7 protein-coding genes are annotated in these 8,351 nt (G+C 70.2%); 4 read left to right on the forward strand and 3 right to left on the reverse strand.

What is annotated here, in order from left to right; genetic code table 11:
* Nucleotides 1-748 precede the first annotated feature (748 nt).
* The 4 genes from ACFQ36_RS18180 to ACFQ36_RS18195 all read left to right on the forward strand — a co-directional run bounded on the left by ACFQ36_RS18180 (nt 749) and on the right by ACFQ36_RS18195 (nt 4,203).
* The gene (locus ACFQ36_RS18180) at nt 749-952 is read left to right on the forward strand and encodes a hypothetical protein (RefSeq protein WP_377016168.1); all 204 of its coding nucleotides are present in this window, start codon (nt 749-751) and stop codon (nt 950-952) included.
* A gap of 192 nt (nt 953-1,144) precedes the next feature.
* A complete protein-coding gene (locus tag ACFQ36_RS18185; protein ID WP_377016170.1) occupies nt 1,145-1,357 on the forward strand; it encodes a type II toxin-antitoxin system HicB family antitoxin in 213 nt (70 codons plus the stop codon).
* A 409-nt stretch (nt 1,358-1,766) separates the two neighbouring features.
* Nucleotides 1,767-2,357, forward strand: coding sequence for a C40 family peptidase (locus ACFQ36_RS18190; protein WP_377016172.1), 591 nt, complete (start codon nt 1,767-1,769; stop codon nt 2,355-2,357).
* Between the two features lie 298 nt (nt 2,358-2,655).
* Nucleotides 2,656-4,203 (forward strand): FG-GAP repeat domain-containing protein, encoded by a 1,548-nt coding sequence (locus ACFQ36_RS18195; RefSeq protein WP_377016174.1) that lies wholly within the window; start codon nt 2,656-2,658, stop codon nt 4,201-4,203.
* Between the two features lie 76 nt (nt 4,204-4,279).
* On the opposite strand, the gene ACFQ36_RS18200 is transcribed toward ACFQ36_RS18195, so the two are convergent.
* The 3 genes from ACFQ36_RS18200 to ACFQ36_RS18210 all read right to left on the reverse strand — a co-directional run.
* Nucleotides 4,280-5,131 (reverse strand): pyruvate, water dikinase regulatory protein, encoded by an 852-nt coding sequence (locus ACFQ36_RS18200; protein ID WP_377016176.1) that lies wholly within the window; start codon nt 5,129-5,131, stop codon nt 4,280-4,282.
* A 19-nt stretch (nt 5,132-5,150) separates the two neighbouring features.
* On the reverse strand, nt 5,151-7,556 hold the full coding sequence (ppsA, locus tag ACFQ36_RS18205; RefSeq protein ID WP_377016178.1) for a phosphoenolpyruvate synthase: 2,406 nt from the start codon (nt 7,554-7,556) through the stop codon (nt 5,151-5,153).
* A gap of 198 nt (nt 7,557-7,754) precedes the next feature.
* A partial coding sequence (locus ACFQ36_RS18210; protein WP_377016180.1) for an N-acetylmuramoyl-L-alanine amidase occupies nt 7,755-8,351 on the reverse strand: 597 nt, incomplete at its 5' end.

Raw genomic sequence — 8,351 nt, forward strand, 5'->3', positions numbered from 1 at the left:
CCCAATCGAGCCTGCCGGCGGATGCTGCGGCCCCGGCCGGCTCCCCCAAGGCCGGCCGGGGCCGTACTCTGCAGGACATGGAGCAATTGCAGCGCCCCCAGACCGCATCCTGTGACCGATGTCACGGGCACCGCGGTAGTATCGGCACGCCTGGCTCCGCCCGGCGGCACGCTGCCGGCCTCCCGGACGGCGACGCCGGGCTGCCGGTGCAGGTGGCCGGGTGCCCAATCACCCGACCTGGAGATGCCCGGAGACCCCCACCGCCCGCACCGGGTAGCGGGGGCTCTCTTGTGCCCTCGCTGCCTGCTTATTCGCTTCCGTCAGCCGACGGCTGGCCATATCGACGGGACTCTCCGGAGATCCACGGAGGGCGGTTCCCGGCCGGGACCCGGCGCCTGCAGGAGCCCGGGCAGCAGCTGTCGCGGCGGGGTACCCCCGCCGGGCTTTTTGCGGGCAGGGCAGGCGCGGATCCATGGACCGGTGTTCGGCGGGGATCTTTCCCCTGGGGAGCGGCGGTGCCGCATTGAAGGGGCCGGCTTGTGCGACCGAACATCAGGGCAGGGAATGCCAAGGTGTCCATGGCTGGACGGCACGCTGCAAACACCGGCGGCCCGCGTCGTGCCCGGGCCTGACCGGGGCTGTGCGGTCGGTCACAGTGCGACCTGCCGGGCATGCGGATTCGGATAGGGTTGATGCCGCTGCCTCGGCGGTGAGGTGGCCGGGAAACAATCAACGAAAGCAACGGCGCATGAGCTTTGAATCGCACTCCATGACCCTCAAGATCTGGGACCGCTCCACGATCGACCACACGCTGGAAGCGGCCATCACCCACGTTTCCTCCAAGGCAAACGCCCCGAAGGACCGGGTCAGGGTCACTCGAAGCGGACCCAACGTGTTCACGGTCAGCGTGGCCGACGGCATGTCCGGGGACTCTCTGACTCACATCGGCTAGAACCTTCTGCCGAACGGAACCGTCAGTGCCGCCGCAACACCGGGTTGCGGCGGCACTGACGGTTTCGCCTGCGGCTTCCCCTCCGGGCCGCCGCAGGCCGCCCCTGCTGCCTGCGGCGGTTCGTCCCGGCCCTGTCGGTACCGGCTCCTATCATGGGTCCGGGAACGTTGAGCAGCACGAACGGAGGACCCCATGTCCGATCCCTGCGGCCGTGACGACCTGTCCGGGTTCCGCTTCCATGTCACCCGGCAGTCCGAGGACGACGTGTACGTTGCCACCGTGGCGGAATTCCCCGACCTCTGCTGGACCGGGGACACCCGGCTGGAGGCCCTGTGCGGACTGGAGCGCCTGGTGGAGCGTGAACTCGACGGCAGCCGGCGCAAAGCGATGACGAGCCGGCACTGAGGATTCCATAGCACCCGGCGACCCCGGGGAGCAGACACGCCCCGGCTCACGGGCCGGGGCGGATGGCGTCCGTGCTTGAGGTGATGGTTGGGAAATCCTGTGTCAATGCCGCGGCTGGCCGCCGGTGCGGGCCGTTAGGCTGTGCGAGCGGTCCGCCGCATGCCCTCTTTGTGCCCCAGGGAACGCCGGCGGCCGGATGTAAGTCCGTGCGGCCACCGGCTGCCAGGCCCCGGGTCATGGACTGATCACGCCCGTCACGGGTGGGGACGCAGGGAAGGCAGGTAATGTCCCCAACCCCGGAGTACTTATGACTTCCCGCCAAGGCCTCGGCCGACGCAGAGTACAGAATCCGGCAGGTCGTGAAAGGCGGCTTGCATCACCCCGGAAAACAGCCCCCCGGATACCTGCCGTGGTGGCAGCCGCGGCAGGTCTGCTGGTGGCCCTCGGTGTATCCGCCCTGGCCGCCCCGCCGGTCCAGGCCGCACCCGCCCACGTTCTTTTACAGGAGGCCGCGACGCCGCAGCCCCCCGCCGCGTCCGTGCAGGCCGGAATCCGGCCGGGCCTTGAGCGCGTATCGGCTGCCGCGAAGGCGTTGGCGAAGAAGAAGGCCGCGGCAATAGCCAAGGCCGCGAAGAAGAAGGCCAAAGCAAAGGCCGCGAAAAAGAAGGCGGCGACGGCGCACAGGATCGTCTCGATCGCCCGGACCGGGATCGGCCGGCCCTATGCCTGGGGCGGCACCGGCCCGCGCGGCTGGGACTGCTCCGGCTTTGTCCGCTGGGTGCACGCCAAGGCCGGCATCGAACTGCCGCGGGTCAGGCAGTGGACGGTCATGAAACGGACATCCGAGCCGAAGCCGGGCGACCTGGTCGTCCAGAACGGCGGGTCCCACGTGGGCATCTACACCGGCCGCGGACGGATGATCAGCGCGCTCGGCACCTCGCTGGGAACCCGGGCCCACCCGGTGTCCTGGATGCCGGCCAGGTTCTACACCCTGGCCTGAAGGCAGGCCTCCGTCCCCGGAAGGGGTCCCGGGCCGCCGCAGCGCTGGCCGCCCGGGGCCCCTTCCGCTGCCTCCGCCGGGGAATCTGCCCCTGTTCCCGTGCGATGCAACCTCAGCATTCACCCGGGAAGTTTCCAGCCCTCCCGGGCCGGTCCGCTTACCCGACGCCGCCGGCAGCCGATATTGGCCAGTAGCCGACAACGCCGGCGGGGGAGGCCCGCACCGTCCCTGAAACCCTTTGCGTTTCCGGAGGGCGGCGTCCGGTGCCGCCAGCACTGCCACGAACGGATCCGGATCCATGAAGACCAGCCTCCGCGCCCTCCTGGGCGCAGCCATCGGCGCCGCCCTGCTCGCCTCGTCCCTGGCCGCCGTCCCGGCCCAGGCGGCGGCACCGCGCAGCACCACCTACCAGACCTACACCGCCCCCAACGGGGCCACCGGCAAGTACCACGTCTATGCCGACGGCATCGACACCTCGAAGCCGGTCGGCGTGCTGTTCGTCTTCCACGGTGACTACAGCCGCCCCGACCAGTCCTACGTCCACCACCCCAACGGGTCCGTGATGAGGAAAATGGCCGCCGAGGCCGCCAAAAAGAACATGATCATGGTCCCGGTCATCACCCCGGACAAAAAGGGCGGCATCACCTGGTGGGAGGACAAGGACCGCAACGGTGACTACTTCCGCTCCCTGGCGGCGAGGCTGATCTCCAAGTACCAGCTCGACGCCGGCCGGATCTGGTTCCACGGCTACTCCGGGGGCGCGGAGTTCATCACCTTCGAGATCCTGGCCGACCGCCAGGGCTGGATCAAGGGCGGCGGGGCCACGATCGTGGGCGGCGGCGGCTACCGGGGCATCCAGACCGTTCCGTCCGCGGCCGTGCGGAAGATGAAGCTGCACTGGATTGCCGGCAGCCGGGACGGGCTGGGCGGCACGACCCTGAAGGGCTGGTCCGCCCTGGGCACGGCCCGGCGCGCCGAGGGGATCTACCGGGGGCTGGGCTTCACCGGCACGAAAATGACGGTCCTGCCGGGCATTACCCACTACACCTACGACATGCCGGCGCTGCTGGCCAGGGACCTGAAGTCCCTGCCGGCCGCCGTGGCGCTGCCCAAGGCCAAGGCAGGCGACATCGCGGCCGTGGACGCCGGCGGCAACCTCTACATCTACCCGTCCGCCCGGGGCGGGGACCTGTACAGGCGCAGCTACGTCTCGGGCGGATGGGCCACCGCGCTCGCCGTCGAAATCGCCGACTGGAACTCGGACGGCATCCAGGACCTGGTCGCCAACTGGAAGAGCGGCAGGCTCACCGTCGACTACGGGCAGAAAAAGGGCGGCTTCAAGCGGGCCGTCCTCGGCACGCGCGGCTGGCAGCACCACACCATCCTCGTCACCCGGTGGAAAACCGCCGACACGCACCCGGGCATCATCGCCAAAAACCGTGACGGCAGGCTGTACTCCTATGCCAACCCCGCCGGGGGAAAGCCCGGGCCCCGGCAGCGGCTCGGTTCAGCCAACTGGAAACGCCTGGCGCTGATGGCCCTGGACTTCGACCGGGACGGGAAGATGGACCTGGTCACCAGGACTCCGGGCGGGCAGCTGAAGCTGTACCGCTCCAACGGCAAGGGCACATTCGTCAGGGAGGCCCGCAAGGTCGTGGCCAGGTCCGGCTGGAACGCCATGACGCACCTGTCCGCCGTGGAAGGGCATGTGGCCGCCGGCCGGGCCGGCATCCTCGCCCGCGACCGGAAGGGCAACCTGTACTACTACCCGGTCTCCGCCGGGAAGATCCGCCAACGCGTGACCGTCGGTGTCGGCGGCTGGGAGACCCTGAAGATCGGCTCCTAGGGCCGAGGGTCCCGCCGCGGACGGGGAAGACCCGGCGCGCCAGGATCCCGCCCGGGGAGAAGACGCGCCGGCCGGCTCAGTGGTGCAGCTGCATCCGCTGCAGGATGGTGGCGGAGATTTCCTCCACCGACATGGACGCGGAGTTCACGTACGGGATCCCGTTGACCGCGTACATGTCCTCGGCGCTGCGCAGCTCGAAGCTGCACTGGGCCAGCGAGGCGTAGGTGCTGTCCGGCCGGCGCTCCTGGCGGATCTGGCTCAGCCGGATCGGCAGCGAGGTCAGCCCGAAGCACTTGCGCACGAAGGGCCGCAGCGGCTCCGGCAGCGAGCGGCGGGCGAAGTCCTCCTCGATCAGCGGGAAGTTGGCGGCCAGGATGCCGTGCTGCAGCGCCAGGTACATTGTCGTGGGGGTCTTGCCGCAGCGCGAGGGGGCAATCAGGATCAGCTCCGCCCGCTCCAGGGCGCGGATGGACTGGCCGTCGTCGTGCTCGATGGCGTATTCGACGGCGGTCATGCGCGACTGGTAGCGGATGGCGTCGCCGACGCCGTGCGCCCGGCCCGGCTCGCCGCTGGCCGGGGCGTGCAGGACCTGCTCCAGCGCGCCGATGTGGGCGCCGAACAGGTCCACGAAATGCCCCTGGCTCCCGGCCAGGATGGCGCGGATGTCGCCGCCGACGGCGGTGGAGAAGACGATCGGCCGCGGTCCGGCCGCGGCGAGGCGGTCGATGACGGCGACGACCTCGCGCGCCTGCTCCACCGTGGTAATGAAGGGGATGGTGCGCCGCTCCAGCCGCTGCCCGGGGAACTGGGTCAGCAGCGTGTTGCCCAGCGTCTCGGCCGTGATGCCGGTGCTGTCGGAGAGGAAGAACACCACGGGGGCCGGGCCGCGTCCGGCCCCCGCGGCGTCCTGCGGGAGGATCCCGCTCACCGGGCGGTTCCGGGCGCGCTCATCCCTGGGCCGCCGCGGCGCGGCTGCGGGCCAGGCGCAGCCAGGTGTCGGTCACGGCATCCGGGTTCAGCGAGATCGAGCTGATGCCCTGCTCCAGCAGCCACTCGGCGAAGTCCGGGTGGTCGCTGGGGCCCTGCCCGCAGATGCCCACATACCTGCCGCGGGCGCGGCAGGCGTTGATGGCCATTTCCAGCAGCCGGCGCACCGCGGGGTTGCGCTCGTCGAACCCGCCGGCGACCAGGGCCGAGTCCCGGTCCAGGCCCAAGGTCAGCTGGGTCAGGTCGTTGGAGCCGATGGAGAAGCCGTCGAAGTACTCCAGGAACTCATCGGCCAGCAGGGCGTTGGCCGGCAGCTCGCACATCATCACGATTTCCAGCCCCTCCTCGCCGCGGCGCAGCCCGTTGGCGGCCAGCAGCGCGGTCACGTCCCGGGCCTCCTCGAGGGTGCGCACGAAGGGGACCATGACCTTGATGTTGGACAGGCCCATCCCGCTGCGGGCGAGCTTCAGTGCCTCGCATTCGAGCTCGAAGGCCTGGCGGAACGAGTCCGAGAGGTACCGGGAGGCGCCGCGGTAGCCGATCATCGGGTTCTCTTCTTCGGGTTCGAAGGCCGGACCGCCGAGCAGGTTGGCGTACTCGTTGGACTTGAAGTCCGAGAGCCGGATGATCACCGGTTCCGGGGCGAAGGCGGCCGCGATGGTGGCAATGCCCTCGGCCAGGCGCCGGACGTAGTAGTCGCGCGGGCCGTCGTAGGCGGCAATCTTCTCCTGGATCTGCTGCACGGCGTAGTCGGACAGGGCCGCGGGGCGCTCGATCTCCCCGGCCAGGGCCAGCAGGGCGTTGGGGTGGATGCCGATCTGCCGGTTGATGATGAATTCCAGCCGGGCCAGGCCCACCCCGTGGTGCGGCAGCCCGGCGAAGCCGAAGGCCTGCTCCGGGGTGCCGACGTTCATCATGATCTTCACCGGGGCCTCCGGCATCGCGTCCAGGGTGGTCTCCTGCAGCGTGTAGTCCAGCAGCCCGGCGTAGACCAGGCCTGCCTCGCCCTCGGCGCAGGAGACGGTCACCGGGGCGCCCTCGGCAAGCACCTGGGTGGCGTTGCCGGTGCCGACCACGGCCGGGATGCCCAGCTCGCGGGCGATGATGGCCGCATGGCAGGTGCGCCCGCCGCGGTCGGTGACGATGGCCGCGGCCTTCTTCATGATCGGTTCCCAGTCCGGGTCGGTCATGTTCGCCACGAGCACGTCGCCGGGCTGGAAGGAGGACATCTGGTCGATCGAGGTCAGCACGCGCACCTGGCCGGCGCCGATGCGCTGGCCGATGGCCCGGCCCTCGGCCAGCACCGCAGAGCGTTCGTTGAGCGTATAGCGCGAGAGGGTGCCGGAGGCCTTGCGGGACTCGACGGTCTCGGGGCGGGCCTGCAGGATGTACAGCTGCCCGTCGGTGCCGTCCTTGCCCCATTCGATGTCCATGGGCCGGCCGTAGTGGGCCTCGATGGCCACCGCGTGCCGGGCCAGCTGCTCCACCTCGGCGTCGGTGAGGCTGAAGCGGCGCCGCTGCGAGGCCGGCACCGGGGCGAACTCGACCGTGCGGCCGGGCTCGGCGGAGGCCGCGTAGGTCATCTGCACGGCCTTTTCGCCCAGGCCGCGCTTGAGGATCGCCGGCCGGCCGGCGGCCAGGGCGGGCTTGTAGACGTAGAACTCGTCAGGGTTCACCGCGCCCTGGACCACGGCCTCGCCCAGGCCGTAGGAGGAGGTGATGAAGACCGCGTCGCGGAAGCCGGACTCGGTGTCCATGGTGAACATGACCCCGGAGGAGCCGACGTCGGAACGGACCATGCGCTGGATGCCGGCCGAGAGGGCCACCTCCGAGTGGGTGAACCCGTGGTGGACCCGGTAGGCGATCGCGCGGTCGTTGTAGAGCGAGGCAAAGACGTCCCGGATGGCCTGCAGCACGTTCTCGATGCCGCGCACGTTCAGGAAGGTCTCCTGCTGGCCGGCGAAGGAGGCGTCGGGCAGGTCCTCGGCCGTGGCGCTGGAGCGCACCGCCCAGGACACGTCCGCGCCGTGGCTGCCGGCCAGCTGCGCGTAGGCGGCACGGACCTGCTCCTCGAAGCCGGCCGGGAACGGTGCCTGGCGGATCATCTCCCGGATCCGCGCCCCGGCGGCGCCCAGGGCGGCCACGTCGTCGCTGTCCAGGCCCTCGAGGACGGCTCCGATGCCGGCTTCCAGGCCGGACTCGCGCAGGAAGCGCCGGTAGGCATCGGCGGTGGTGGCGAAGCCGTCCGGGACCCTGACCCCGGCCGCGGCCAGGTTTCCGATCATCTCGCCCAGCGAGGCGTTCTTGCCCCCAACCTGGTCAAGGTCGGACAGGCCAAGTTCGGAAAACCACAGGACGTCGGTCATGCTGCTGCTCCTTTTGGGCGCACGCGCTCGGAAGCGCACGGATGAAGTGGTGATGGCCCACACTCTCCGGAACCCGGCGGTCCGTGCAACAAAATGTGATGTACCCAACAGATCCGCCCGAAATATTCGGCAACCCAAAACAGCATCCCTGCCGCACCACAGGCGAGGGGCCGGCGCCGGGAAAGGCCCGGCGCCGGCTCAGCGCCCGGGATTGAACCGGAGCACGTCCTCCATCGCCAAGGTGCCGGTCGGCTCGTCGTCCTCTTCGAGCAGGTAGAGCCGCTGGATGGCGATCACCACCGAGTCGGCCAAGATCTGGCGCATGATCGGATCCGCCAGCAGCTGCGCATCGTGGGCGTTGCTCAAATAGCCCAGGTCCAGGTGCACCGAGGGCATGTTGACCAGCCGCAGGACATCCCAGCTGCGCCCGTGGACGCCGAGGCTGGGCGCACCCGTCCGGGCGGTGATTTCCTTCAGGATCAGTTCGGCGGCGCGGTGGCCGATGGGGGAGCGGATCTCCCCGGTCTCGGCGCGGCCCCAGTAGAAGGCGGAGATTCCGCTGGCAGCGGGCTGGTCCAGCCAGTCGCAGTGGAGGGCAATGCACAGGCTGGCGGCGGAGTCCTTTATCAACCGGGCCCGCTCGCTCGACGGCGCGTCTTCGGCGGTTTCGACCATCTTCACATCGGCCCCGAGGTCGCCCAGGATGGCCTGGATCCGCCGGGCCACGTCCGCGGCGACCAGCCGTTCGGTCAGCGGCCCGCCGCCGGCCTGGTCCGGTTGGGCGGCCGCCCGGCC

It is taken from the genome of Arthrobacter sp. GCM10027362 (assembly GCF_042679445.1).
Lineage (GTDB): Bacteria > Actinomycetota > Actinomycetes > Actinomycetales > Micrococcaceae > Crystallibacter.